General features: G+C 72.4%; 22 protein-coding genes and 1 tRNA gene. 11 read left to right on the plus strand and 12 right to left on the minus strand.

The window, feature by feature from the left end:
- On the minus strand, nucleotides 1-898 hold an 898-nt coding region (locus MRBLMG1_RS16885), incomplete at its 3' end, for a DUF2510 domain-containing protein (RefSeq protein ID WP_367824842.1).
- A gap of 365 nt (nucleotides 899-1,263) precedes the next feature.
- Here MRBLMG1_RS16885 and MRBLMG1_RS16890 point away from each other — a divergent pair.
- Nucleotides 1,264-1,755, plus strand: coding sequence for an SsgA family sporulation/cell division regulator (locus tag MRBLMG1_RS16890; protein ID WP_367824843.1), 492 nt, complete (start codon nucleotides 1,264-1,266; stop codon nucleotides 1,753-1,755).
- A 26-nt stretch (nucleotides 1,756-1,781) separates the two neighbouring features.
- Here MRBLMG1_RS16890 and MRBLMG1_RS16895 read toward each other — a convergent pair whose 3' ends face one another.
- Nucleotides 1,782-3,149, minus strand: coding sequence for an FAD-binding oxidoreductase (locus tag MRBLMG1_RS16895; protein WP_367824844.1), 1,368 nt, complete (start codon nucleotides 3,147-3,149; stop codon nucleotides 1,782-1,784).
- 99 nt (nucleotides 3,150-3,248) lie between these two features.
- Here MRBLMG1_RS16895 and MRBLMG1_RS16900 point away from each other — a divergent pair, with 99 nt between their 5' ends.
- Nucleotides 3,249-4,673: a tetratricopeptide repeat protein gene (locus tag MRBLMG1_RS16900; RefSeq protein ID WP_367824845.1), complete on the plus strand. Its 1,425-nt coding sequence runs from the start codon at nucleotides 3,249-3,251 to the stop codon at nucleotides 4,671-4,673.
- A gap of 354 nt (nucleotides 4,674-5,027) precedes the next feature.
- Here MRBLMG1_RS16900 and hppD read toward each other — a convergent pair whose 3' ends face one another.
- Complete coding sequence (gene hppD, locus MRBLMG1_RS16905) at nucleotides 5,028-6,173, minus strand: 4-hydroxyphenylpyruvate dioxygenase (RefSeq protein WP_367824846.1); 1,146 nt, start codon at nucleotides 6,171-6,173, stop codon at nucleotides 5,028-5,030.
- A 121-nt stretch (nucleotides 6,174-6,294) separates the two neighbouring features.
- Between hppD and MRBLMG1_RS16910 the strand changes: the two genes are divergently transcribed.
- The 4 genes from MRBLMG1_RS16910 to MRBLMG1_RS16925 all read left to right on the plus strand — a co-directional run bounded on the left by MRBLMG1_RS16910 (nucleotide 6,295) and on the right by MRBLMG1_RS16925 (nucleotide 9,208).
- Nucleotides 6,295-6,771, plus strand: coding sequence for an Lrp/AsnC family transcriptional regulator (locus tag MRBLMG1_RS16910; protein WP_367824847.1), 477 nt, complete (start codon nucleotides 6,295-6,297; stop codon nucleotides 6,769-6,771).
- Between the two features lie 106 nt (nucleotides 6,772-6,877).
- On the plus strand, nucleotides 6,878-7,459 hold the full coding sequence (locus MRBLMG1_RS16915; RefSeq protein WP_367824848.1) for an ArsR/SmtB family transcription factor: 582 nt from the start codon (nucleotides 6,878-6,880) through the stop codon (nucleotides 7,457-7,459).
- 205 nt (nucleotides 7,460-7,664) lie between these two features.
- The gene (locus MRBLMG1_RS16920; RefSeq protein WP_367824849.1) at nucleotides 7,665-7,859 is read left to right on the plus strand and encodes a hypothetical protein; all 195 of its coding nucleotides are present in this window, start codon (nucleotides 7,665-7,667) and stop codon (nucleotides 7,857-7,859) included.
- A 29-nt stretch (nucleotides 7,860-7,888) separates the two neighbouring features.
- Complete coding sequence (locus tag MRBLMG1_RS16925) at nucleotides 7,889-9,208, plus strand: MFS transporter (RefSeq protein ID WP_367824850.1); 1,320 nt, start codon at nucleotides 7,889-7,891, stop codon at nucleotides 9,206-9,208.
- On the opposite strand, the gene MRBLMG1_RS16930 is transcribed toward MRBLMG1_RS16925, so the two are convergent.
- The 6 genes from MRBLMG1_RS16930 to MRBLMG1_RS16955 form a co-directional block, all read right to left on the minus strand.
- On the minus strand, nucleotides 9,141-9,935 hold the full coding sequence (locus tag MRBLMG1_RS16930) for a S16 family serine protease (protein WP_367824851.1): 795 nt from the start codon (nucleotides 9,933-9,935) through the stop codon (nucleotides 9,141-9,143). The genes MRBLMG1_RS16925 and MRBLMG1_RS16930 overlap by 68 nt on opposite strands.
- Nucleotides 9,936-10,035: 100 nt before the next feature.
- Nucleotides 10,036-10,677 (minus strand): IclR family transcriptional regulator, encoded by a 642-nt coding sequence (locus MRBLMG1_RS16935; protein ID WP_017237054.1) that lies wholly within the window; start codon nucleotides 10,675-10,677, stop codon nucleotides 10,036-10,038.
- 417 nt (nucleotides 10,678-11,094) lie between these two features.
- Complete coding sequence (locus MRBLMG1_RS16940; RefSeq protein WP_367824922.1) at nucleotides 11,095-12,888, minus strand: DEAD/DEAH box helicase; 1,794 nt, start codon at nucleotides 12,886-12,888, stop codon at nucleotides 11,095-11,097.
- Nucleotides 12,889-12,994: 106 nt separating this feature from the next.
- Complete coding sequence (locus MRBLMG1_RS16945) at nucleotides 12,995-13,378, minus strand: type II toxin-antitoxin system death-on-curing family toxin (protein WP_367824852.1); 384 nt, start codon at nucleotides 13,376-13,378, stop codon at nucleotides 12,995-12,997.
- The gene (locus MRBLMG1_RS16950) at nucleotides 13,379-13,576 is read right to left on the minus strand and encodes an Arc family DNA-binding protein (RefSeq protein WP_367824923.1); all 198 of its coding nucleotides are present in this window, start codon (nucleotides 13,574-13,576) and stop codon (nucleotides 13,379-13,381) included.
- A gap of 47 nt (nucleotides 13,577-13,623) precedes the next feature.
- Nucleotides 13,624-15,096: an MFS transporter gene (locus tag MRBLMG1_RS16955; protein ID WP_367824853.1), complete on the minus strand. Its 1,473-nt coding sequence runs from the start codon at nucleotides 15,094-15,096 to the stop codon at nucleotides 13,624-13,626.
- A 179-nt stretch (nucleotides 15,097-15,275) separates the two neighbouring features.
- On the opposite strand from MRBLMG1_RS16955, the gene MRBLMG1_RS16960 reads away from it, so the two are divergent.
- Both MRBLMG1_RS16960 and MRBLMG1_RS16965 read left to right on the plus strand, forming a co-directional pair.
- A tRNA-Cys gene (locus MRBLMG1_RS16960) sits at nucleotides 15,276-15,347 on the plus strand.
- An 82-nt stretch (nucleotides 15,348-15,429) separates the two neighbouring features.
- Nucleotides 15,430-15,813: a hypothetical protein gene (locus MRBLMG1_RS16965; protein ID WP_367824854.1), complete on the plus strand. Its 384-nt coding sequence runs from the start codon at nucleotides 15,430-15,432 to the stop codon at nucleotides 15,811-15,813.
- A gap of 54 nt (nucleotides 15,814-15,867) precedes the next feature.
- Here MRBLMG1_RS16965 and MRBLMG1_RS16970 read toward each other — a convergent pair whose 3' ends face one another.
- From MRBLMG1_RS16970 to MRBLMG1_RS16980, 3 genes are read right to left on the minus strand one after another with little or no spacing between them, the layout of a single operon-like run.
- A complete protein-coding gene (locus MRBLMG1_RS16970) occupies nucleotides 15,868-16,524 on the minus strand; it encodes a hypothetical protein (RefSeq protein WP_367824855.1) in 657 nt (218 codons plus the stop codon).
- A 52-nt stretch (nucleotides 16,525-16,576) separates the two neighbouring features.
- On the minus strand, nucleotides 16,577-18,913 hold the full coding sequence (locus MRBLMG1_RS16975; protein ID WP_367824856.1) for a hypothetical protein: 2,337 nt from the start codon (nucleotides 18,911-18,913) through the stop codon (nucleotides 16,577-16,579).
- A 14-nt stretch (nucleotides 18,914-18,927) separates the two neighbouring features.
- On the minus strand, nucleotides 18,928-19,356 hold the full coding sequence (locus MRBLMG1_RS16980; protein ID WP_367824857.1) for a hypothetical protein: 429 nt from the start codon (nucleotides 19,354-19,356) through the stop codon (nucleotides 18,928-18,930).
- A 623-nt stretch (nucleotides 19,357-19,979) separates the two neighbouring features.
- On the opposite strand from MRBLMG1_RS16980, the gene MRBLMG1_RS16985 reads away from it, so the two are divergent.
- The 3 genes from MRBLMG1_RS16985 to MRBLMG1_RS16995 all read left to right on the plus strand — a co-directional run bounded on the left by MRBLMG1_RS16985 (nucleotide 19,980) and on the right by MRBLMG1_RS16995 (nucleotide 25,359).
- Entirely contained in the window at nucleotides 19,980-20,894 is a 915-nt protein-coding gene (locus MRBLMG1_RS16985; RefSeq protein ID WP_367824858.1) for a serine/threonine protein kinase, read from the plus strand.
- Nucleotides 20,895-20,999: 105 nt separating this feature from the next.
- Nucleotides 21,000-23,183: a protein kinase domain-containing protein gene (locus MRBLMG1_RS16990; RefSeq protein WP_367824859.1), complete on the plus strand. Its 2,184-nt coding sequence runs from the start codon at nucleotides 21,000-21,002 to the stop codon at nucleotides 23,181-23,183.
- Between the two features lie 79 nt (nucleotides 23,184-23,262).
- Complete coding sequence (locus MRBLMG1_RS16995; protein ID WP_367824860.1) at nucleotides 23,263-25,359, plus strand: serine/threonine-protein kinase; 2,097 nt, start codon at nucleotides 23,263-23,265, stop codon at nucleotides 25,357-25,359.
- Nucleotides 25,360-25,366: the final 7 nt, after the last annotated feature.

A 25,366-nucleotide genomic window follows, 5' to 3' on the forward strand; every position in this document is an offset into this window, starting at 1 on the left:
GGGAGGGCGTGGGGATCGGCGTGACCGGCATCCCGCCCAGGCGGGCGGCGCCGCCGGTCGCCCGGGGGTCGGGCACCCGCGCGGGGGCGTCTGCCGGCGCCTCGGCCTGCTCGGTCGCGCCCGCGACCGGCCACTCCGCCGGGGTGCGCGGGTCGGCGGTCCGGGGCGCGCCCCAGGAGACCTTCTGGTCGAGGTCGCCGCCGAAGCCGGTCTGCCGGGCACTGTCCGCCTGCCAGGCCGAGGCCGGCTCCGGAGCGGCCGGCTCCTCGTCGAAGAAGACGGGCCCGGTCTCCTCCACCGCCGGTACGGGTACGTGAGCCTGCGCCGGAGCCGCGGCCCGTTGCTGCGGCTGGGCCGCGACGGGCCCGTGCTGAGCCGGCACGGAAGCGGCGGGCCGGACGACGTCGGGGGCCTGTACGGGGCCGGGGGCCTGGGTCTGCACGGGGCTCGGGCCGTGGGTCTGCACGGGGGCGGGGCCCTGGGCGCGTACGGGGTCGGGAGTCCGGACCGGCTCGGGGGTCCGTACCGGGTCCGGGGTCCGGGCCGGCTCCGGGGTCCGGGCGGGCTCCGTGTGGCGGGACGGTTCCGTGTGGCGGGCCGGCTCCGTGTGGCGGGCCGGTTCCGTGTGCCGGACCGGTTCCACGGGCTCCGCGGGCCGGGCGGAGGCCGGTGCGGAGGCCTGGACGGGCGCCGGTGCGGGTCCGGAGGCCAGGATCGGGCCGGCCGGGATGGCCGAGGCGGGCGGGTGGGGCGGGAACTGGCCCTCCGGGGGCGCGGGCCGGCTCGTACCGGGTACCCACGCGCCGCCGTTCCAGTACCGGATGTATCCGGGAATGGACGGGTCCGGGTAGTACCCCGCCTGCGGTACCTCTTCGCCGCCTCCGGGAGGAGTAGCCACTGCCCCGACTCCGTTCAGTCACAACGCGTTTGATCCGCACGGCCGCGCGCCGGGCGTGCCGCGCCCAAGGAGGACAGTAACGAAGAACGTCCCCGAGGGAACAAAGAGCCCGCGAGAAAGGCCGCCTTCGGGGGACGCGTACCGGAATCGATCACTCCCGGTGATGTTCGGGCCGGTGCATCCGGCCCCTCGTCCGACCGCCGGCGACCGGCTTCCCACCCGGTTTCCCGCCCCGCTTCCTGCCCGGCGTGCCCCCGGAAAAACTTCCCCGAAAAAACTTCCCGAAGTCGCGTAATGAACCGCGGGCACCCCGCTCTCTCCCTGTGAAGGCCCGCACGGGGCCGTCCGAGACAGGGAGCGCGACCATGCAGAACACCGACAACACCACCGTCGAGCGCGAGCTGGAGCTGAAGCTGGTGCTCTCCCCCGAGCGCGCCATCCCCGTCCCCGCACGGCTCGCCTACCGCACCGACGACCCGTACGCCGTCCACATCACCTTCCACGTCGGCACGGAGCACCCGGTCAACTGGACCTTCGCGCGCGAACTCCTCGTCGAGGGCGTCTTCCGGGCCTGCGGCCACGGGGACGTGCGCATCTGGCCCACGAAGGTCGACGGCCGCGGCGTCATCCTGATGGCGCTCTCCTCCCCCGACGGCGACGCGCTGCTCGAAGCACCGTCCGCGCAGGTGTCGGCCTGGCTGGAGCGCACCCTGCGGGCCGTCCCGCCGGGCACCGAGTCCGAGCGGCTCGGCATGGACGAGGGGCTGGCCGAACTGCTGGCGACCACCGTGGTCACCGACGAGCTGTGGCTGCGCGACCCGTGGCCGTCGGACGAGTCGCAGGACGGCGAGCTGTGAGCCCCGTACAGCGTCCTGAACGGGCCTCAGAACAGCTTTCCGGGGTTGAGCAGCCCCAGCGGGTCGAAGGTCGCCTTGATGCCGCGCTGGAGCTCCAGACCGACCGGCCCCAGCTCCCGTGCCAGCCACTCCTTCTTGAGGACGCCCACGCCGTGCTCTCCGGTGATCGTGCCGCCGAGGGCGAGCCCGAGCGCCATGATCTCGTCGAAGGACTCCCGGGCCCGCCGCGACTCGTCCTCGTCGGTGTGGTCGAAGCAGACGACGGGATGGGTGTTGCCGTCACCGGCGTGCGCGCAGACGCCGATGGTCAGACCGTACTTGTCCGCCACGGCCGCGGTGCCGTCGAGCATCTCGGCCAGCCGCGTCCGCGGCACGCACACGTCGTCGATCATCGTCGCGGACTTGATCGTCTCCAGGGCCGTGAGCGAGAGCCGGCGCGCCTGGAGGAGCAGTTCGGACTCGGCGGCGTCCGCGGCCGGGACGACCTCGGTGGCGCCCGCCGCCGCACACAGCTCCCCCACGGCGGCCAGATCGGCAGCCGGGTCCGGGGTGTCGAAGGCGCACAGGAGCAGCGCCTCGGTGGTGTCGGGCAACCCCATGCGCGCCAGCTTGTTGACCGCCTGGACCGTGGTGCGGTCCATCAGTTCGAGCAGCGACGGGGTGTGGCCGCGCTCCATGATGGTGCAGACGGCCGCGCAGGCCGCGGCCGCGGAGGGGAACTCGGCGGCGAGCGCGAGCTGGACGGGCGGCTGCGGCCTGAGCGCGAGCACCGCCCCCACGACGATGCCGAGGCTGCCCTCGGAGCCGACGAAGAGCCTGGTCAGGTCATACCCGGCGACGCCCTTGGCGGTACGCCGTCCGGTGGTCAGGAGCCGGCCGTCGGCGAGGACGACGTCGAGACCGAGGACGTACTCGGCGGTCACCCCGTACTTGACGCAGCACAGACCCCCGGACGCGGTGCCGATGTTCCCGCCGATGGTGCACGTCTCCCAGCTTGACGGGTCCGGCGGGTAGTACAGGCCGTGCTCGGCGACGGCCCGGGACAGCACGGCGTTCACGACACCCGGTTCGACGACGGCGATCCGGTCGACCGGGTTGATCTCCAGGATGCGGTCCATCTTCACCAGGGAGAGCACGATGCAGCCGTCGGAGGCGTTGGCGCCGCCGGAGAGGCCGGTACGGGCCCCCTGGGGCACCACGGGGACGCGGAACTCGGTCGCCGTCCGCATCACGTGCCTCACCTGCTCGACGGTGCGCGGGAGCACGACGACCGCGGGAGCGCCGGCCGCGCAGAAGCTCGCCATGTCGCGGGCGTACGAGCCCGTCACGTCCGGATCGGTGAGCAGCGCCTCGGCGGGAAGACCGGCGCGCAGCCGCGTCAGGAGATCGTCCATGCGTCCCAGCCTGGCACCCGGGGCCATCGGTGTGAACCCGCCGGGGCAGGCGCTTCGTACGGTCTTCGGACAGGCGCGTGCGGGCGCACAGTGAGCGCCATGAAGACCCAGAACGTGTCGAGGAGCGTGCTCGCGGCCGGGGTGGCCGCGGTGCTCGCCGCGACGGCGCTGCTGTACGTCCCCGAGCTGGTCGGCCAGGGGCCGCCGCCCCCGCCGGGTCCGGCGGAACGGGCGACGATCGCGGCCCACGCGGGCGCGCAGGCCGCGCTCCCCGACCTGGTCGCGCTGATCGCCGACCGGGAGAAGTGGCTGCGCACCCACCCGGACGACGACGCGTCCTGGGCGGAGCTCGGCGCCGCGTACACGGAACGGGGGACGCGCCTCGGCGACGTCCGCGACTACCCGCGGGCCGAACGGGCGCTACGGCGCTCCCTGACCGAACGGCCCGCCGCCCGCGGCAACCTCGGCGCGCAGCTCGGGCTCGGCGCGCTCGCCGGAGCGCGCGGCGACTGGAAGACCGCCAAGGAGTGGGGCGAGCGGGTCCGCAAGGCCGACCCTCGGCGCTGGACCACGTACCCCGTGCTCATCGACGCGTACAACGGCCTCGGGGACCACAAGGCGGCGCGCAAGGCGATGGAGACCCTGGAAGGGCTCCACGCGGGCGCGTCCGTACGCACCCGGGCCGCCCAGTCCTACCGCGACCGCGGCTGGCGCGAGGACGCCGACGCGGCCGCCCTCGACGCGGCCGCCCTCGCCGAGACCGACGCCGAGAAGACCGCGTCGCTCGCCCGGCTCGGCGACCTCGCCGGGGAACGCGGCGAACCGGAGGAAGCCCTGGCCAGATACGGCGCCGCGCTCCGGCTCGTCCCGGACCACGGGCCCTCCCTCGCCGGCCGGGCACGGGCCCTCGCCGCCCTCGGCCGCACGGACGAGGCACTCCGCGACTGGCGGGCCGCCCTCGCCCGGCTGCCGCTCCCCGAATACCTCCTGGAAGCCGGCGAACTCCACGAGTCGCTCGGCCGCGACGGTGACGCCAAGGCCCTCTACACCCGCCTGCGCACCGGCACCTGGACCGGAGCCGAGACGACCCTCGGCCTCTTCGAAGCGGACCACGGCGACCCGGCCGCCGCGGCCGTCCGCATGCGCGCGGAATGGGCCCGCGGCCACCGCTCGCTCCGTGCCGCCGACGCCCTCGGCTGGGCGCTCCACCGCTCCGGCTCCACCCGGGAAGCCCTCGGCTACGCCCGTATCGCCACCGACGAAGGGCTGCGCAGCGCCCTCTTCACCTACCACCGTGCCGAGATCGAACGCGCCCTCGACCTCACGGGGCCGGCGCGTCGGCACCTCGCCGAGGCCCTCCGCATCAACCCGTACTTCTCCCCGCTGCACGCGCCGCGCGCCTCCGCCGCCCTCGCGGTCCTCTCCGACCTCCCCGACGACCTCCCGCCCGAACTCCGCCCCGCCCTCCACCCCACGAAACCCGCGACCCCGCTGACACCCCCGCCGACGGAACCGGGGCAATAACACCCCACACCCGAGCCCCCCGTGTGGGCAATCGTCCCGCTGGGGCGGGACGGGTGGGCACACGGGACGGCGCCCTCGGCGGCGCCTCCGCCCCCATATGCCTGAACCCGCACCCCATGTGCGTCGTGCACGGGGTGCGGGTTCAGGCGCGGAAGCCTAGGCCCGGCAAGGGGCGCCGTTCCGTTGTGCCCACCCGTTCCGCCCCAGCGGAACGAATGCCCACAACGAGGGGGGCGCGGGTGGGTGCCGTCCGTTGTGGCCCCAACGGGGTGGGCGCCGCCCCAGCGGAACGATTGCCCAGAACGAGGGGGGCTCAGTGGGACGAAGGCCCGTAACGAGGGGGCGTGGTGGTTGTCAGAGGTTGCCGCGCTTTTCCTGTTCGCGCTCGATGGCTTCGAAGAGGGCCTTGAAGTTGCCCTTGCCGAAGCCCATCGACCCGTGGCGCTCGATCATCTCGAAGAAGACGGTCGGACGGTCCTGGACGGGCTTGGTGAAGATCTGCAGCAGGTAGCCGTCCTCGTCGCGGTCGACGAGGATCTTCAGCTCGCGGAGGGTCTCGACGGGCACGCGGGTCTCGCCGGCCCACTCGCCGAGGGTGTCGTAGTACGAGTCGGGGGTGTCGAGGAAGGAGACACCGGCGGCCCGCATCGCGCGCACGGTGGCGACGATGTCGTTGGTGGCGAGGGCGATGTGCTGGACGCCGGCGCCGCCGTAGAACTCCAGGTACTCGTCGATCTGCGACTTCTTCTTCGCGATGGCGGGCTCGTTGATCGGGAACTTCACCTTGAGGGTGCCGTCCGCGACGACCTTCGACATGAGCGCCGAGTACTCGGTCGCGATGTCGTCGCCCACGAACTCCTTCATGTTCGTGAAGCCCATGACCTTGTTGTAGAAGCCGACCCAGTCGTTCATCTTGCCGAGCTCGACGTTGCCGACGCAGTGGTCGATGGCCTGGAAGGTGCGCTTGGCCGGCGGCTCGACGATGGGGTTGGCGGCGACGAAGCCCGGGAGGTAGGGGCCGTCGTAGCCGGAGCGCTCGACGAGGGTGTGGCGGGTCTTGCCGTAGGTGGCGATGGCGGCGAGGACGACGGTGCCGTTCTCGTCCTTGAGCTCGTACGGCTCGGTGATGCCGGTGGCGCCGTGCTCGACGGCGTAGGCGTACGCGGCTCGCGCGTCGGGCACCTCGATCGCCAGGTCGACGACGCCGTCGCCGTGCTCGGCGACGTGGTCGGCGAGGAAGCGGCCCCGGTCGGTGGAGACCTTGATGACGGAGGTGAACACGAAGCGGGCGGCGCCGTTGGTCAGGACGTAGCTGGCGGTCTCGCGGCTGCCGTTCTCCGGTCCGGAGTAGGCGACCAGCTTCATGCCGAAGGCCGTGGAGTAGTAGTGCGCGGCCTGCTTGGCGTTGCCGACGGCGAAGACGACCGCGTCCATTCCCTTGACCGGGAAGGGATCGGCCTTGCGCGCGGTGGAGGGGGTGTGATCGATGGTCTCAGTCATGGCAGCAATGTCCCGCCGTTCGGCAAGGTGCGCAAGAGTTCGCTTATCTGCTGGTCAACTTGTACAGCGTTCGGCGAGGATGGCCGTGCGACTTGTACATCATGACCACGAGGAGACCGCTGTGGCGATCGATCATTTGGACGGCCGGCTGATCGCGCTTCTCGCGCGCGAGCCGCGCATCGGGGTCCTGGAGGCCTCCCGGCGGCTCGGCGTGGCGCGCGGCACGGTGCAGGCGCGCCTCGACCGCCTCCAGGACAGCGGCGTGATCCGCGGCTTCGGGCCGCAGGTGGATCCGGCGGCCCTCGGCTATCCGGTGACCGCGTTCGCCACCCTGGAGATCAAGCAGGGCCAGGGCGCGGACGTGCGGGGCCATCTGGCGACGGTTCCCGAGGTGCTGGAACTGCACACGACGACGGGTCACGGCGACATGCTGTGCCGTCTCGTCGCCCGCTCCAACGCCGACCTCCAGCGGGTGATCGACCGCGTCGTCGGCTTCGAGGGCATCGTGCGGGCCTCGACGGCGATCGTGATGGAGAACCCCGTACCGCTGCGGATCATCCCGCTGGTGGAGCAGGCGGCGGGGGACGTGCCTCTGTAGGTGCCGGGCCGGTCGGACCGACGGCTCCGGACGCCCCTCCGAGTTACAAAGGACTAGTTGCAAAGAAACCCTTGCAACTAGTCCTTTGCAACCCTACTCTCGGAGCATGCCCGAGCCCGAGGAAAACCTGAGCCGCCAGCTCGACCCGCGCTCCCTGCGCGGGCTCGCCCACCCGCTCCGCATCCAGCTGCTGCGCGCCCTGCGCCGCCACGGCCCCGCCACCGCCTCCCGACTGGCCGAGCAGCTGGGCGAGTCCAGCGGCGCGACCAGCTACCACCTGCGCCAGCTCGCGGCCCACGGCTTCGTCGAGGACGACCCGACGCGCGGCAAGGGACGCGAGCGGTGGTGGAAGGCCGGCCAGCAGGGCACGAGCGTCGACGAATCGCTCTACAGGAACCCCGACCCCGAGGTCCAGGGCGCGCTCGACATCTACTCCCACGAGATCGCGACCATCCACACCCAGGAACTCGGCACCTACCTGGGCACCCGGCACGACTGGGACGACAGCTGGCTCGGCGCCGCCGACATGAGCGACTTCACCCTGCGCCTGCCGGCCGACAAGCTCCGCGAACTCGACGAGAAGCTGCACGCCCTCATCGAGTCGTACCGCGACATCGCGGAGGCGGACGCACCGGGCGCGGAGCGCGTACGCATCCACCTCCACGCCTTCCCCCAGCACGACGTCTGACGTCCCGGCGCCACCACCGACGCTCCCGACCGGACCGCCGACGGTCCCGGCTCCACCACCGACGCTCCCGACCGGTCCTACGTGCCCGGCCGGACCACCGACGCTCCCGACCGGACCACCCACCTGCCCGGCCGGACCACCGACACTCCCGACCGGACCACCCACCTGCCCGGCCGGACCACCGACGGAAGGAAACCCCGGAGTCATGCACGCCGACATCCACCTCCAGCTGCACCGCCTCCACGCCGCCGAACTCCACCACGAGGCCGCCGACACCAGCCGGCCGCACACCCAGGGCCCCGCGCTCCGCGTCCAAATCGGCTGGAAGCTCGTCGAGTTCGGCCTCAGACTCGCCACGCAGCGTCCCGACACCACCGACCGCTTCACGACGGCCGCCTGACAGGGCGAGCCTTTTCCGGGGGGAAATCCGTGCACCCACGCACACCCTTGGCCACCGTCCTGGCGGCCAACGCCATCTCCATCAGCGGCAATTCACTCACCCTGATCGCGGTGCCGTGGTTCGCCCTGGAGACCACCGGCAGCCCCGGCAAGGCGGGCCTCGTCGCCTTCTGCGCCGCTCTGCCGGTCATCGCCTCCGCCGTCGTCGGGGGCCCCGTCATCGACCGGATCGGCCGGCGCCGGGTCTCGGTCGCCTCCGACCTCGTCTGCGCCCTCGCGCTGGCCGCGATCCCGCTGCTCAACCACGCGGGTGTGCTGCGGTTCTGGATGCTGTGCGCGCTGATGGCCGTCACCGGCTTCTTCCACGCCCCCGGCGAGACCGCGCGCAACGTCCTCACGCCCGACCTGGCCGAGCGGGCCGGCATGCCGCTGTCCCGCGCCACCAGCTTCTACGACGCGGTCTCCCGCGGCGCCCGGATGACCGGAGCCGCGCTCGCCGGTCTGCTCGTGGCGCTCATCGGCGCCGACACCGTGCTGTACGTCGACGCCGCCACGTTCACCGTCTCCGCGCTGCTCGCCCTGGTGGGCCTGCGGGGCGTGCCCTCCGCCGAACCCGCGCGCGGGGCACCGCCGTTGTCCGTCGCCGTGTACCGGGCCGACCTGCGCGAGGGGTACGCGTTCCTGCTGCGCACCCCGCTGATCCTCGGCGTCAACCTGATGGTGATGATCACCAACGGGCTGGCCCAGAGCTGGAGCGCGGTCCTGCTGCCGGTGCACGCACGCGAGGAGCTCGGCGGGTCGACGGCGCTCGGACTGCTCGTCGCCGTCTTCGGCGGCTGCGCGCTCATCGGCGCCCTGCTGTACGCGGCGGTCGGCCACCGCTTCCCGCGCCGCCCGGTCGTCGCGGTCGGCTTCCTGCTCGCCGGAGCCCCCGTGTACGTGACGGCGGCCCTCACGGACACCACCACGCCGCTGCTCGTGGCGATGGCGTTCGGCGGACTCGGCGCGGGGGTGCTCAACCCGATCCTCGGCGCGGTCTTCTACGAGACCGTCCCCGCGGAGCTGCGCAGCCGCGTCGGCAGCGCCAGTACCGCGAGCGTGCTGCTGACCACTCCGCTGGGCGGGCTCGCCGCCGGCCTCCTGGTCGAGCGGACGGGCATCACCACGGCGCTGCTCACCGTCGGCGGGCTGTACTTCCTGGCCGCGCTCTCGCCGGTCGTCCTCCCCTCCTGGCGGGGCATGGACGCGCCGCGCGCCGCGAAGGGGAACGGCGGCCCGGGGGTCAGCAGGACGGAACCTGCTTCTCCTGCCCCTGCTCCAGGGCCCGGAGGGACGCCGCCGCGTCGCTGAGCGTGGTGACGGGCACGAGCCGCATGCCCTCGGGCAGCTCGGCCTGGGCGTCCGAGCACTCCGCCTTCGGTACGAGGAAGACGGTGGCCCCGTCCCGCGCGGCGGCCTGCGTCTTGAGGGAGACCCCGCCGACCGCGCCGACGGTGCCGTCCGGCTCGATCGTGCCCGTACCGGCGACGGACCGGCCGCCGGTGAGGTCGCCACCGTCCCCGTCGCCGTCGAGCTTGTCGACGATGCCGAGGGAGAAGAGCAGCCCGGCGCTGGGGCCGCCGATGTCGGAGAGGTGCAGGGTCACCTTCACCTTCGCGGGGTCCAGCTCCAGATAGCCGAGGGCCGCGAGCGTGGCCGCGTCCTGCGACTCCTTCATCTGGCCGAGGTTGCGCTTCTCGATCTCGGCGTCGGACTTCCCCGACGGGTAGACGGACTCGCGCGGCAGCACGGCCTGGTCGGTCCGGAACCAGGCCTCGGCGACGTCCCCGAGGTCGACGTCCGTCGAGGGTCCCGTCGCGACGATCGTCGTCATCCTCAGCTGCCCCTGCGTCGGCCGCACGGGCGCGCCGGTGATCGTGATGATCTCCTGCCCGTCGTCCTCGCCGAGCACGTCGACGGTCGTCCCGGGCTGCGCGATCGCGTACGGCAGCGGTGCGAGCCCCACGACGGCGAACAGCGCGGCGACGGGCAGCGCGCACAGCGCGAGGGCACGGGAACGAGGCAGGCTGGAGAGCACGCCCCCAATCTACTGGGACGCGCCGCGCCCCCGGCCCGGGGGCGCGGGGAGCCGCGGCCACCGGGCGGAGAAGTACCCCACGCCCGGCACCCGGCACGTCCTACCGCAGCGCGTCGGCGACCTCGCGGGCCGCGTCCACGACGCGGGGGCCCACGCGCTCGGGGACGGCGTCGGCGAGCATGACGACGCCGACGCTGCCTTCGACGCCGGTGACGCCGACGAGCGGGGCGGCGGCGCCGCTGGCGCCGGCTTCGAGCTCACCGTGGGTGAGGGTGAAGCCGGGTTCGATGAGGGAGCCCTGGCGGGCGGCGAGGATGGCGCGGCCGGCGGCGCCCCGGTCGAGGGGGTGGCGGAAACCGGCCCGGTAGGCGACGTGGTAGTCGGTCCAGGTCGGTTCGACGACGGCGACGGCGAGGGCCTCGGCCCCGTCGACGAGCGTCAGGTGGGCCGTGGCCCCTATGTCCTCGGCGAGCGAGCGCAGCGCGGGCAGGGCGGCCTCGCGCACCAGGGGGTGGACCTGGCGGCCGAGCCGCAGCACGCCGAGGCCGACGCGGGCGCGTCCGCCGAGGTCGCGGCGGACGAGGGCGTGCTGTTCGAGGGTGGCCAGCAGACGGTAGACGACGGTCCGGTTGACACCGAGTTTGTTGGACAACTCGGTGACGGTCAGGCCGTGGTCGGTGTCGGCTAGCAGCTTGAGGACTCTGAGTCCCCGGTCGAGCGTCTGGGAGGTCTCCGCGGTCACGACGCCCTCTCCTTCGGAGTGAGTGGCGACGGCTCTCACGGGATTACGACGCCGGTCCCGTCGGCGACGCACGTCAGAGGCCGCCGGCAGGAAGGGGTACACCGGCTGCGCTCCGCGGCGGCGCTGCCACGGGGCGATTGCTTTTGAGGCGGGACAGTAGCGACCCGCTCCGCTCAGCGGAAGACCTCGTCCAGAATCCGGGCGTCGGCGACCGGATAGAGACGGTTCGGGACCTTCGTCGGCCGGACTGGGGACTTTGGCGGACAAGATCGGCTTTGTCGTGCCCGTAGCGTGGAGGTGCCCGGAGGCCGACCGTGGGGGCCGGCCGCCGGTGCCCGTCCCGCCGCCGCGGGACGAGTGAGGCCCGTACGAACGACGTCGTACGGGCCTCAGCCGCGTCTCGGGGGCGCGCCCCGGTCACCGCATCCGGGTGGCCCACTCCTGGACCTTCTTGATCCGTTCCCGGATCTGTCCGGCGGTGGCCTCGGCGCTCGGCGGGCCGCCGCACACCCGGCGCAGCTCGGTGTGGATCACGCCGTGGGGCTTGCCGGTCTGGTGGACGTACGCGCCGACCATCGTGTTGAGCTGCTTGCGCAGCTCCAGCAGTTCCTTGTGGGAAACGACGGGGCGGCGTTCGGCGGGCAGTTCGAGGAGGTCGGCCTCGGTGTCCGGCTTCTTGCGGCTGTGCGCGATCTGCCGGGCCTGGCGCTTCTGCAGCAGCAGCTGCACCTGGTCGGGTTCGAGGAGGCCGGGGATGCCGAGGTAGTCCTGCTCCTCGGCGCTGCCGGGGTGGGCCTGCATGCCGAACTCGGCGCTGTTGTAGAGGACGCGGTCGAAGACGGCGTCGGACTCCAGCGCCTCGAAGGGCAGCATGTCCTGTTCGCCGGTGTCCTCGTCCTGCTGGCGCTCGGCCTCGGCGAGCTCCTTCTCGGACTCGGCGTAGGGGTCGTCCTCGCCGGCCTTCTTGGGCTTGTCGAGGACGTGGTCGCGTTCGACCTCCATCTCGTTGGCGAAGCCGAGGAGGCTGGGGATCGTGGGAAGGAACACGGACGCGGTCTCGCCGCGCCTGCGTGAACGCACGAAGCGGCCGACGGCCTGGGCGAAGAACAGCGGGGTCGAGATGGTCGTCGCGTACACGCCGACGGCGAGGCGGGGGACGTCGACGCCCTCGGACACCATGCGGACGGCGACCATCCACCGGTCGGTGTTCTCGCTGAACTCGTCGATGCGGTTCGACGCGCCGGTGTCGTCGGAGAGGACGACGGTGGCCTTGGTGCCGGTGATCTCGCGGATCAGCTTGGCGTACGAGCGGGCCGATTCCTGGTCGGAGGCGATGACGAGGCCGCCGGCGTCCGGGATGGACTTCCTGACCTCGGTGAGCCGCTGGTCGGCGGCGCGCAGGACGTTCGGCATCCAGTCGCCCTTGGCGTCCAGCGCGGTGCGCCAGGCCTGCGAGACGGCGTCCTTGGTCATCGGCTCGCCGAGGCGGGCGGCGATCTCGTCGCCGGCCTTGGTGCGCCAGCGCATGTTGCCGCTGTACGAGAGGAAGATGACCGGCCGGACGACGCCGTCGCCGAGGGCGTTGCCGTAGCCGTACGTGTAGTCCGCGGAGGACCGGCGGATGCCGTCGTTCCCCTCCTCGTACGTGACGAAGGGGATCGGGTTCGTGTCCGACCGGAAGGGCGTACCGGTCAGCGCGAGGCGCCGCGTGGCCGGCTCGAACGCCTCCAGGCACGCCTCGCCCCAGGACTTCGAGTCTCCGGCGTGGTGGATCTCGTCGAGGATGACGAGGGTCTTGCGCTGTTCGGATCTGTTGCGGTGCAGCATCGGGCGGACGCCGACACCGGCGTACGTGATGGCGACCCCGTCGTACTCCTTGCTGAGCGGCCCGGCGCTGTAGTCGGGGTCGAGTTTGATCCCTATGCGGGCGGCGGCCGCCGCCCACTGCTTCTTCAGGTGCTCGGTGGGCGCGACGACCGTGATCTGCTGCACGACGTGGTGGTGCAGCAACCACGACGCCAGCGTCAGCGCGAAGGTCGTCTTGCCGGCGCCGGGTGTGGCGACGGCCAGGAAGTCACGGGGCTGCTCCTGGATGTATCTCTCCATCGCCCCCTGCTGCCAGGCACGCAGCTTGCCGGCGGTACCCCACGGGGCCCGTCCTGGGAAGGCGGGAGAAAGGTGATGGGAGGAAGTGGTGGTAGTAGTCACGATCTCCGGGTTCGACGCTCGTCCAGATATGACAACCGGGCCACCTTACCGGCGGCCCGGCCGGAACCTCGTATGAAACGGGTCGGGTACGAGGCGGTTGCGACTCACCTCACGTCGACTCGTGGAGGCCGCGGAGCCGCCGCGCGATCAGGGTGACGTCCTCCAGATCACCGGAGGCCACCTCGATGACCAGCTTGTACGCCTCGTCCTGGTCGACGTCGACCATGTCCCGGCCGTTGAGGTCGAGGAAGACGACGGTGCACATCCACGCCATGCGCTTGTTGCCGTCCACCAGGGGGTGGTTCACGGCGAGCGACTGGAGCAGCGAGGCGGCCTTCTCGAAGAGGTCGGAGTACGCCTCGATCCCGTACATCTGGGACCGGGGACGGTGCACCGCCGACTTGAGGAGGCCGAGGTCGCGCACGGCGATCCGCTGCCCGGCACAGGCGAGGTCCGCCAGTTCGAGCACCTCCTCGGCCGTCAGGTACTTCACCTACTCCCCCAGCCGCTTCAGCAGGTCCGCGTGACGCAGCGCGTACTTGGCGCCGAGCCTGCGGACGCCCTCCCGGTCGACCTCCTGTTCCAGGTAGCGGTCGATCGCCTGGAGCACCACGGCGTGCATGCTGCGCCCCTCCTCCTCGGCTCGGAGCTTGAGGGCCTCTTGCTGGTCGTCGCGGAGACGCAGGTTCATAGCCATACGTCGACGGTACCAAGAGTGGGGTCATTGTGGTATCAGATTCAGGCGCGCACCGTCCCGCCCTCCCCCATCCGCGCAGCCACCCACGCCCCCACCGCCGCCACCCCCGCCATCGGCAGGAAGACCGCGGCGAAGGCGGCCGGGTGGGAGCCGGTGGCCGCGTGGGAGGTCGCCGCATGGCCGACCGCGCCGCCGCCGAGGGCGGCGAAGGCGGCGCCGCCGACGGCGAGGAGGAGGACGTTGGAGAGGCCGTCGGAGATCTGGAGGGCGGCGGAGTTCGCGCCCGCCTCCTCCCGCGGCGAGAGCTTCATGAGCAGCACGCTCGTCGAGGCGATCACCGCGCCCATGCCGAGGCAGCCGAAGGCCCAGGCCACCGCGACCACCCACACCGGCACCGCCGTGATCAGCACGCTCGGCGCCGCCGCGATGGCGAGGGCGACGAGGATCATCCCGAGGACGACCAGGCGCTCGCGGTACGGCTCCGTCCACGGTCGCGACTGGATCCAGGAGCCGAGCGCCCAGGTCAGGCCTCCGACGGCGAGCGAGAGCCCGGCCAGGGTCACGCTCAGGCCCCGCTGGGTGACCAGCATCAGCGGGACGAAGGACTCGGCCGCGATGAACGACCCGGCGGCGATGCCGCGCAGCAGGATGACCGAGGGCAGACCGCGCGCCGCCCGACAGGTGCCGCGCGGGAGCAGACCGCGGATCGCGGGCACGAGGAGGGCGACGCCCGCCGCGGCGGGCAGCAGCGAGAGCCAGCTCAGCTCCTGCCCCGCGTACTGGAGCAGCCCCGCCCCGGCCGAGATGGCGAGCGCGAGCACGATCCGCCGCCGGTCCCAGGGCGCGACGGGCGCCTGCGCGTCCGCGGGGCCCGAGGCGGTCCTGCGTATCGCGGGAAGGGCGAGCGCGAGCGGGAACACGACGAGCGCGGGGATTCCGACGAAGACCCAGCGCCACCCGAGGTGCTCGGTGATCGTCCCGGCGGCGAGCGGCCCGACCACCGACGGCACGACCCAGCTCGCGGCGAACGCGGCCATGATCGCGGGCCTGAGGTGTTCGTCGTAGGCCCGGCTGACGATCACGTACAGCGCGACGATGACGAGACCGCCGCCCAGGCCCTGCACGGCCCGCCCGAGGATGAACTGCCACATGCTGCCGGCCGTGCCGGACAGCAGCAGCCCGGCGGCGAAGGCGGTGATGCCCGTCGTGAGCGACGCGAGCGGCCCCTTGCGGTCGGACCACTGCCCGGCCAGGACCATCCCGAAGAGGCTGGTGGTGAAGTACGCGGAGAACGCGAAGGCGTAGACCGAGACGCCGTTCAGCTCACGCGCGGCGACGGGCATCGCCGTGCCGACGGCCGTGGCCTCGAACGCGATGAGCAGCACGACGGAGACGATGCCGATGCTGAGCGCCCGGTGCGCCGGGTCGAGGAGGGACCCCTTGGTGTCGTCGTGCACGGCACGGGGTCCGGGGGCTTCGGCGACGTCGGCGTCGCATGGTTCGAGGGCGCTCATTCCCCCAGGGTAAGAGGTGAAGCACGGGATGGCCCCTGTCAGGAGTCCCGGCCCCCCTCAGCCCTTCGACGTACGACCGCCAACGGAATGTTGCGGCCGTATGGCAGTCACGTGGCACGACCCCCGGAACCCTTGAGCCCCTTCCGAACCGCCCCTACGGTCGTACCAGTGCACAACACGACCGTGTGCCCGAGTGGTTCAGGGACTCGCCTGCAAAGCGAGTTACGTCGGTTCGATTCCGATCACGGTCTCTGAGAACGGCCTTCCGGGCGCCTGGACGATCTTGCTTACGGAACCTTCACATCCGCCCCGCGGCTGTGCCACAGTCCCCCCATGGACGATCAAGGCAGACGCAAGCTCGGCATCCTCGCCGGTGTGGGCCTCGCCGGGGGCCTCCTGCCCGGCATCACCCTGGGCCCGGAGACCATGGACGTGGCCCTCTCCGTCCTCGCCGCCACCATCGTGCTGGTGGTCCTCACCCAGGTGATCTACATCGGGCCGTCCGCCCGCGTGCCCCTCCCCGCCCTCCTCGCCTTCGGCCTCGCCGGCTTCGTCCAGGACGCCCTGATCTGGTGGCTGCTCTCCTGGCTCGGCCCCAAGATCTCCGAACTCCGCGTCGACGGCCTCGCGACGATCCTCCTCGCCGCCCTCATCACCCGGGCGACGCTCCTCCTCCTGTCCCAGCTGTCCCCGGCCGCCGAGACGGCCGAGGACTGAGACGGGCCGGGACCGGCCGGGGCGGACCCTGCCGGCCGCTTCCCTACAGGTCCCCTACTTCTCCCCGCGCCACTTCTTGACCTCGAAGACGGGCTTCTCGGGGAGTCCCGCGTCGTTCTCGCAGCCCAGCTTCTTCACGACCGCGAGGGTCACGGAGTGGAGGACGGTGAGGTAGGCCTCGCGGGTGGCGGGGGTGTTGGCGGGGTAGGAGCCCTTCGGCGACGTGTCGAACTTGAGCACGGCCTCGATGGGGGCCGGCTCCTGATCCGACCCCTTCATCTCCGGACTGGTGCACCCGACGAAGAGGTATGCCGCCTTGTTGTCGGTGCTCGCCTCGCGGCCCATCCCGTAGAGGTGCCGACCCTGGGTCGACCAGTCGGTGCCGTCGTCGTACAGGTCCTCGCTGTCGTTCAGCCTGAAGTCGACGCGCACGCCGAGCCTGCTGCCGGCGGCGCCGATCTTGCACATCGAGGGCACCCCCGGCGCATGGCCCAGCGTCGCCTGATCGTCGATCAGGGCCTTCGACGTCCGCTCCAGACCCGTTCCACCCCACTCGAACGCCGTTGTGCCCAGCACCGGCTCCAACGCCCCGACCGCCGCCGGCGAGAGCGTCCTGTCGCACTGCTCCGCGACCTTCGCCTCGTCCTCGCCGGCTCCGCAAGCAGTGAGAAGCAGCCCGAGGGCCAGCACGGTCGAAACGGACGTGGACACTCTTCTCATCGGATTCCTCGGGGTTCCTCGTGGGGGTGGGGGCGAGCGCGGATCAGCCGGTTTCAGGGGCGTTGCCGGTCTGCCTGGCGTGGGCGTTGCCCTTCAGGTAGCCGTTGCTCACGGACTCGATCATGTCCTGTCGGAAGTCGCTGCTCACCTGGGTGCGATGCTCGGCCAGGAACCGCTCCATCGGGGACTCGGCACTGTAACGGCCGGCCGTGTACATGGCCGCGTTGTCCTCGTGGATCTTGTCCTCGGTCGCGTCCTTGTGGTCCTCGACCGACTTGTCGGACCAGTCGCCGATGACCTGCCCGGCGAGCTGCTCCATGACCCCGGAGCCCGTGTCGACGGCGAGCGGTACGAGGATGGCTGCCGCGCCGACCGCGGCGGTGGCCGGCAGGAAGGCGACACCGGCGGCGATGCCCACCGTGGCGCCGAGCTCCACCCAGCCGGCCTTGGCGGCCTGCGCCTTCTCGTACTCCTCGTGCTTCTTCATGCCCTCGGCCTCGACCTGAGCGCCGCGGGACTCGTCGAGAAGGCCCTGAAGAGTGGCTCCGGTGAATACGGCGCCCCGCGCCCGCCCCTCGTCGATCTTGCCGTCCGGGCCGACCTGCGCCTCCAGCACGCTGGTGGTGTAGAGGCGCTCGGCCGTGGAGACCGAGGCATAGGCGTCCGGGTGCTGTCCGAGAGTGCTCAGGAACTTGACCGCCTCGTCCCGCCCGAACAGAGCGTGCGACGCCGCGTCCTTCGTCGGATGGAAGATGCTGTCCTGAGTGTTCTTGTCCAGAGCCCAGTTGAGGTCGTCGATGTATCCGGCGCCCATGTTGCCGAGACTGTCCGCCAGCGGGGACTGCCACTTCTTCAGCAGCTCGGCGTCGCCCCCGTACTTCGCGACGACCTCCGTCATGATCGCCGCCGAGGTCTCGTCGCGCTTCAGCTCCGGCCTCGCGTCGTCCCAGGCGTGGCCGAGCGTCGCCGACTCCAGGGCGTGGCCGAGCGCGTCGGGCATGTAGTCGGCGGACTTCTTGGCGGCGTCCGGGTCGTGCCCGTCGATGTCGGGGAAGAGCTCGTACTTCTCGTTGGCGAAGAAGTCGAGGTAGCTCTCGATCGGCTTCCCGTCCTTGTCCTTGCCCAGGTTCAATTCACCGCCGACGCTGCCGTCATCCTTGTACGACGTCAGGTCCTTCGAGAAGAAGTCCTTCGACGCCTCCGGGCTGTGTCCCAGCGCCTCCAGCATCGAGATCATCGGGTCGAAGCCGGCGCCGTTGATCCCGGAGGGGTTGTACTGGTTCTGGAGCCCGCCGCCGACCATCGGCTTGCTGTTGGCGAAGAGGTACGGGTCCTTGGCGTGGAGCTGGGTGACGTGTTCGGCGATGGGGACGAGGAACTTCTTGTCGTAGTCGCCGTAGCGCATGATGCCGCCGAGCAACTGGTAGCCGTAGGCGGGGTTGTTGTCGTACTTGGCGAGGGGGATGCGCTCGGTGCCGAGCTTGCGCATGTCGGCGGACCACTTCTCGGTCCACGCGTCACCGCCCTGGGTGGCGGTGGCGAGGTTGAGGCCGAGGTTCTTCTGGAGGTCCTGGACGTCGGCGAGGCGCTGCTTGTCGACCTTGGTGTAGTCGTACGTGTCGGTGGACAGCTGGCCGAAGAACTCCAGGGCGCCCTTGGGGCCCATGCCGTCGTAGAAGGCGCGGGAGAAGTCCTTGGAGCCGCTGTTGTCCTTGAGCAGCTCGTTGAGGCGCATCAGCTCCTCGTGGGAGATGTCGCGGCCCTTCTTGGCGAGGTCGACGGCGCGCTGCGCCTCCTCGGCGTCGAGGCTGGTGTACTTCGGGGCGCTGAAGTTGTGGGTGTCGCCGGTGATGTTGGCCTTGAGGGCGTTGGAGCAGGAGACGTCGGCGTCGTCGCAGGTCTCGACGATGGCGTCGATGCGGCGCTGCATCGCCTCGATGTCGGCGCGCTCCTTGCGGACCATGTCCTGGAAGTCGGGGTCGTGGCGCATCCCCTGGTCCTTGGTCTGCGAGAGCGGCTCGACGGCCTCGACGGTGCCGTCGGCCTTCACCCGGAAGCCCTTGCCGGGGGCCTCCGTGTCGACGATCTTCTTCAGGTCGTCCTTGGCCTTCTTGAAGGCGTTGTAGCCGTCCTCGAGGACCTTGTGGATGCCGTCGGCGGCCTTGGCCGCGTCGGCGAACTCCTTGGCCGTCTTGTCCACGAAGGGCTTGGTGACCTCGGCGTTCACCCCGCGCCAGTAGTCGTCCCTGGCCTTGGCGGCCATCGTCGACTGGGCGTCCTGGGCGAGCGTGTCGAGCTTGCCCTTCATCGCGGCCCAGTCGTCGGCCGAGGTCTTCATCTTGTCGAGTGGAGCGTGGTACACGTTGTCGAACGTCAGCACAGCAGGTCCCCCGCCTACTTGAGGTACTCGTTGATCTTGGAGGCGGAGAGCGCCGCCGCGATGTCCGCCTCCTCCTTGGCGTGCGAGGCGGCGCTGTAGTCCAGGTGGTTGGAGATATTGGCGCAGGCGTCGAGCAGCGTGTTGAGCTGCGAGCCCCACGTCGACTGGACGGTCGTCATCGCGGAGCCGGTGAGGAAGCCGTGGCCCGACAGGCCCGTCGCCGCTTCCGTGGTACTCGTACGCGCGTGGTTGCCGTCCTTGACCAGTCGGCCGTGCAGCGCGTACGCGGCGCTGCCGATGGCCCCGAGCTTGTCCTGGTCGACGCTGAGGTCGGCGTTCCCGCCGCCACCGCCGCCCGGCTCGGGGGCTACCTGATTGAGCCTCATGCTCACGTTGGCCGTCGATGTGGAACGTACGGACGCCCACTCCTGATCGAACGACATGCTCGCCCCCGCTGCTCCCGTGACCGTCTGACTGTCTTCGCTCTGTCTTCGTTCCGGCTTCGTTCCGGCTTCGCCCCAGCAAGTTCCGCGCCCTGGGAAACATCGCGATCGTAGTCCCCCGAGTGTCCGTTCGAGCATTCCCCACCGGGAAATGCCTCACGATCGGGTTTCCGACGGCGCGCACGTCCCCACTTCACCTTCGCAACTCGGACAGCCCGGGCGTTCGCGACACCGGAGCAGCGCCCGCGCCGGCCCCCGGTCGGCGCGGGGCAGGCACGAGGTCGGCGCGAGGCAGGCACGAGGTCGGCACGAGGCAGGCACGAGGTCGGCACGAGGCAGGCACGAGGTCGGCACGGGTCGACACCGGACCGAACACGGAACCGGCCGCGATCCGGCCACGGCCAGGCTCCGGCCCGGCCCCGGCTCGGGCCCTTGTCCGCCCCCCGGTCCGCCCCCCGGGCCGCCCCCGGTCCGCCCCCCGGGCCGCCCCCGGTCCGCCGCCCGGTCCGCTCCCCGGCCCGCCCCTCCCCGACCGCTCCCGGCCACGGCCGCGCGCCCCCGCCTCGGTAGGCTCGACCCGCCCCCGTCGTCACGGGGCGCCGGAACGACGGGGGGACGCACACGTGGAACAGTCACGCGCACGGGAGGAATCCACGCGGCGGATCGGCCCGTACCGGCTCATCACCCGCCTGGACGCGCCCGGTTCGGCGGTCCCGTGCCGCCGGTTCGTCGCCCGTACGCGGGACGGCGAGCGCACGGTGCTGCTGAGCTCCCCGCTGCCCGGCGCGGACCCCGCCCGCTTCGCCACCGAGGCCGACGCGGGGCGCCGCCTGCTCGGGCCCTGGACCGCCCCGGTCACGGACCTGGCCGGCCCCGACGAGGCCCCCTGGTACGCGACCCCGTACGTGCCGGCCCTCCCGCTCCCGGTCGCCCTCGCCGTCCACGGCGGACCGCTCCCCGAGGCGACCGTACGGGGCGTGGGCGCCGCCCTCGCCGAGGCGCTGGCCGCCGCGCACGCCCAGGGCCTCACCCACGCGGGGGTCTCCCCCGCCGCCGTGCTGCTCACCGCGGACGGCCCGCGGCTGACCTGCTTCGGCGCGGTGCGCGCGGCCGGGCCCGACGGGGAGTCCCGTACCGGCCTCCCCGGCCTCGATCCGGGCGCGCTCGCCCCCGAACAGGCCTCCGGCGGGCGGCCCCGCCCCCCGGGCGACGTCTTCGCGCTCGGCGCCGTCCTCGCCTACGCCGCCACCGGACACACCGTGCCCGAACGCGACGAACTCCCGCCCTCCCTCCGGCCCGTGGTCTCCTCCTGCCTGGCCCGCGACCCCGCCGACCGGCCGACCGCGGCCGCCCTGACGACCGCGCTCGCCCCGCCGACCACCCACCACACGGTCCTGGACTCGGCCGGTACCCTCCTCACCCCCGGCTGGCTCCCCGGCCGCGTCGTCGCCGCCCTCGCCCGCCAGTCCGCCGAGCTCCTCGCCGCGGAACTCCCGCCGCTGCCCGCACCTCCGGAACCGGCCACGGCACGCAGCTGACGGAACGGGCGGCGCACCACCCCGGTGCCCGCCCACCGACCCGACGTTCACCCGCCCTCCGGCTCGCGCACCCGCGACCGCCCTGGACCACACGGACCTCACCTCATGCTGTCGCCCCTGACCCACGACGACCCGGCCACCGTCGCCACGTACCGCCTCCTCGCCCGCCTCGGCTCGGGCGGCATGGGGACGGTCTACCTGGCGCGCACCCCCGGCGGCCGTACGGTCGCGCTCAAGACCGTGCACGCCCGGCTCGCCACCGACCCCGCCTTCCGGGCCCGCTTCCGGCTGGAGACGGACGCGGCGCGGATCATCGGCGCACGCCACGGCGCGGCGGTCGTCGACGCCGACCCGCTGGCCGAGACGCCGTGGCTGGCCACCGAATACGTCCTGGGACCGCCCCTCGACGACGCCGTCGCGCTCGGCGGCCCGCTCCCCGAACCGACCGTCCGCGCCCTCGGCGCCGCGCTCGCCGGGGCCCTCGCACAGCTGCATTCGTCGGACGTCGTCCACCGCGACCTGAAGCCCTCGAACGTCCTCGTCACCGCCTACGGCCCGAAGATCATCGACTTCGGCATCGCCCGCGCGGCCGGCGACGACCACCTCACCCGTACCGGCGCGGCGGCCGGCACCCCCGCCTACATGTCCCCCGAGCAGGCGAGCGGCGAGGAACACCCCCCGGCCGGCGACGTGTTCGCCCTCGCGGGCGTCCTCGTCTTCGCCGCCACCGGCCACGGCCCCTTCGGCACGGGCTCCCCCGCCGACCTCCTCTACCGCGTCCGCTACGCCGACCCCGACCTCACCGGCGTCCCGGAACCCCTCCTCCCCCTCCTCACCGCCTGCCTCTCCAAGGACCCCTCCGCCCGCCCCACCACCGCCACCCTCGCCGCCCACCTCCACGACGGCCGCGGCGACTTCGCCGACCACCTCCCCCCGCTCCTCCTCGCCGACATCGCCCGCCGCGCCACCGACGTCTGGCTCCCCGCCCCCCACCGCCTCCCCGCCCCCACCACGTCCTCCCTCGCCGAGACCACCCCCCACACCCCCCTCTCCCGCCGCCGCCTCCTCACCACCGGCACCGCCACCCTCCTCGCCACCACCGCCGCCGCCGGCGGCCTCTGGACCTGGCTCTCCTCCCGCGACACCACCCCCACCTCCGCCCCCTCCACCCCCGGCCCCACCGCCATCCCCGCCACGACGGCCTCGGACGGCGCACCGAAGGCGCTGTGGCAGGGGGAGTCGCTGGACCCGGAGGCGAGCGTCACGCCCCTGGTCGCGGGGGATGTCGTGGGGTTCGCGGAGAAGGTGGCGTTCCGGGCGATCGACCCGGCGAACGGCACCGAGCTCTGGTCGGAGGTCATCGAGCCGCACCAGGTCACCACGGACGGCACGCACTTCTACGTGTCGGACGGCAACCTCGACGGCCCGGGCGCCCTGATGATCCGCACGCTCGATTCCCGTACCGGCAAGGAAGCGGCCCGGACCGTCACGGTGAAGGGCTTCGACGGCACCGCCAACGGCACCCAGCTCCTCACCACCGGCGGCGGACTGCTCTTCGCCGCCTCACGGCTGGGCAATCCCTCGACGCACCCGGACGACAACGAGAAGGGCTGGCACCTGATCGCGGTCGACCTGGGCACGGGCAAGGAAGCCTGGCGCCAGGTGTACCCGTGGGACAACGTCCGCCCGTGGCTCGCCCAGGTCGCCGAAGGCCGACTGATCCTCGGCAAGAACAGCGGCGACCTGAAGACCTTCCTCGTCCAGGCGCGCGAACTGCAGACCGGGCGCCAGCTGTGGAAGCGCCGCCTTCCGCTGGAGAACTCCTCGTCCTACAAGCCCGGCCAGCTCGCCATCGACGAGCGGCACGCGTACTTCGGCGGGGACCGCCTCAGGGCGCTGCGTCTCACCGACGGCGGGATCGCCTGGGAGTACGGCTCCGGCTCCGCAGCCGTCTCCTACGGCATGCCGGCCGTCGCGGGCGGCTTCGTCTACGCGCACGAGAACCGGAGCACCCCCGGATTCCTGGCCGTCAGCGCCGACTTCGGCGTCAGGCGCTGGACGGAGTCACCGTCCGGCCGCTCCCTGACGCCCGACTTCGTCGCCACTCCCGTGGTCGGCGAGAAGTACGTGTACGCGCCCGTGGTAGGCGGGCTGAGCGCCATCGACATGAACACCAACCGCTCGGCCTGGGTGTTCCCGACGGAGGCCAGGAGGTTCGTGACCGACAAGGAGCGAACCCGCATCATCGGCGCCGGGAAGGCGTCCGTGGTCGCCCTTCCGCTCGCCTGAGCTCCACCCCGCCTCGGCCCCCGCCGTCCCCCGCGGTCCCCGCCCCACCCCACCACCCCGCATCGGAAAGCAGCACCTCGTGACCACACAGCCCCTCGCCACCGGCGACCCGCTCCGGCTCGGCCCGTACCGCCTGCTCGGCGTCCTCGGCGAGGGCGGCATGGGCAAGGTGTACGTCGGCCGGGACGGCTCCGGGGCACCCGCGGCCGTCAAGGTCCTGCGTCCCGAACTCGCCCACGACCAGCACCTCGCGCAGCGGTTCGTCCGCGAGGCCGACATGGCGCGGGCGGTCACGAGCAAGGGCGTCGCGCGGGTCCTCGGCGCGCAGACCGAGGGCGGACGGCCGTGGATCGCTGCCGAGTTCCTCGCCGGTCCGACGCTCGACGAGGCCGTGCGGGCGTACGGGCCGATGGACGTGCCGACGGTCCGCGCCCTCGCCGCCCAGCTCGCCCGCACCCTGCACGACATCCACGTGGCGGGCCTGGTCCACCGCGACCTCAAGCCCGCGAACATCGTGCTCACGTCGACCGGCCCGCGGATCATCGACTTCGGCATCGCGCGCCCCGAGCACGGTCTGACCCTCACCACCACCGGCCAGATCCCCGTCACCCCGGGCTACGGTGCCCCCGAGCAGGTCCTCGGGCAGCGCGTCGGACCGGCCTCGGACGTCTTCTCGCTCGGCGCGGTCCTCGCGTACGCGGCGAGCGGCCGGCGCACCTTCGACGGCGGGCACGTGGCGGCCGTCCAGTACGAGGTCGTGCACGGCACACCGGACCTGAGCCTGGTGCCGCCGGAGCTCCAGGAGCTGATCGCCCCCTGCCTGGCGAAGGACCCGGCCTTCCGCCCGGCTCCCCCGCGGATCGCCGAGGCCTTCGCCCCGCCGAAGGGCGCCGACCGCGCCTGGCGCAAGGGCCCGCTCGCCGACGACATCAAGCGGCGCGAGACGGCCACGAAGCGCCTGGCGGCCCCCGAGGACACCGCCGTCTCCTCGTCGACGCCGACCCGCCGCCGCTTCCTCACCGGCGCCGCCGCGGGCGTGGTCGTCCTGGGCACCGCCGGAGGGGCCGGCGCCTGGTGGCTGAACCGCGGCGAACCGAAGTCGCCGACGGCCGACGTCCCGCCCGCCGTGGCGACTCCGGAGGCCGCGTTCGTCTCCGCCATCGACACGAAGCCGGGAGAGATCCCCAAGGCCCTGTGGGGCCCGTTCGACGTGGTCGCGGCCGAGGGCGAACTGCCGCTGCCCGTACGGGATGTGGTGATCACGCAGGCGAAGACGGGCGGCCTGCTCGCCCTGTCCGTCACGACCGGCAAGGAGCGGTGGCGGGCCAAGGACATCGACGCCGACGCCGGTTACGTCTCCGTCGCCGACCGGCTCGTCGTCGGCGTCGACGAGAAGGGCGTCCTCAACGCGTTCGTCGCCTCCACCGGCAAGCCCGTCTGGCAGACCCAGTCCGACGTCGAAGACGTCCTCGCGGCCGACGACACCCACGTCTACCTGGTGACCAAGGACAACGAGCTGCGTGCCGTCGACGCCTGGACGCTCGCCACCACCTGGTCTCGCCCGATGACCTCCCCGCGCTCGCACAACGGCCCCGCGAAGGCGGCCGTGGGCCGGAAGCGGCTCGTGATCCACGGCAGGGACGGCCGGGTCGCCGCCCTCTACACGGAGACCGGTGAGACGGACTGGGAGATCAAGGACCAGGGCACCGACGGCCAGGCCCCCGCCCTCGGCGACAACAACGCCGCCTACTTCGGCGGCCCCAAGCTGACGGCCCGCCGCCTCGACCGCGGCGACTTCCTGTGGGAGGAGGAGACCGGCCTGGTAGCCGACTGGGGCACGCCCGTCGCCGACGGCGACCTCCTCTTCGCCGCCAACAGCTACAACGCCTACCGCTACAAGACCATGCGCGACACCCGCTTCCCCGTCTCCGACTGGTACGAGGTCATGGACGGCACGGGCCCCGGCACCGTCAACCCCCCGGCCGTCGAGGGCGCGACGGTCTGGCTCCACTCCCCCGACCTCAGCTCCGTCGTGGTGGTCCACAAGACCACCCACACCCGCCTCTTCACCGCCCGGATGCAGCGCCAGGGCACCTACCAGCTGGCGAGCGGCGGCAACCGCGTCTTCATCGCCCGCGGCGGCCTCATCGCGGCGATGCCCGTCTACGGGGTGTAGGTCACCG

This window comes from Streptomyces sp. LMG1-1-1.1, from assembly GCF_040815545.1.
Lineage (GTDB): Bacteria > Actinomycetota > Actinomycetes > Streptomycetales > Streptomycetaceae > Streptomyces.

What these genes read in the sequence shown, in the direction of transcription:
- MRBLMG1_RS16915 (WP_367824848.1), top strand. Translation starts at nt 6,878, where the DNA reads ATGCCCGAGCCCGAGGAAAACCTGAGCCGCCAGCTCGACCCGCGCTCC.
- MRBLMG1_RS16950 (WP_367824923.1), bottom strand. Translation starts at nt 13,576, where the DNA reads ATGAACCTGCGTCTCCGCGACGACCAGCAAGAGGCCCTCAAGCTCCGA.
- MRBLMG1_RS16965 (WP_367824854.1), top strand. Translation starts at nt 15,430, where the DNA reads ATGGACGATCAAGGCAGACGCAAGCTCGGCATCCTCGCCGGTGTGGGC.
- MRBLMG1_RS16900 (WP_367824845.1), top strand. Translation starts at nt 3,249, where the DNA reads ATGAAGACCCAGAACGTGTCGAGGAGCGTGCTCGCGGCCGGGGTGGCC.
- hppD (WP_367824846.1), bottom strand. Translation starts at nt 6,173, where the DNA reads ATGACTGAGACCATCGATCACACCCCCTCCACCGCGCGCAAGGCCGAT.
- MRBLMG1_RS16890 (WP_367824843.1), top strand. Translation starts at nt 1,264, where the DNA reads ATGCAGAACACCGACAACACCACCGTCGAGCGCGAGCTGGAGCTGAAG.
- MRBLMG1_RS16955 (WP_367824853.1), bottom strand. Translation starts at nt 15,096, where the DNA reads ATGAGCGCCCTCGAACCATGCGACGCCGACGTCGCCGAAGCCCCCGGA.
- MRBLMG1_RS16895 (WP_367824844.1), bottom strand. Translation starts at nt 3,149, where the DNA reads ATGGACGATCTCCTGACGCGGCTGCGCGCCGGTCTTCCCGCCGAGGCG.
- MRBLMG1_RS16920 (WP_367824849.1), top strand. Translation starts at nt 7,665, where the DNA reads ATGCACGCCGACATCCACCTCCAGCTGCACCGCCTCCACGCCGCCGAA.
- MRBLMG1_RS16990 (WP_367824859.1), top strand. Translation starts at nt 21,000, where the DNA reads ATGCTGTCGCCCCTGACCCACGACGACCCGGCCACCGTCGCCACGTAC.
- MRBLMG1_RS16980 (WP_367824857.1), bottom strand. Translation starts at nt 19,356, where the DNA reads ATGTCGTTCGATCAGGAGTGGGCGTCCGTACGTTCCACATCGACGGCC.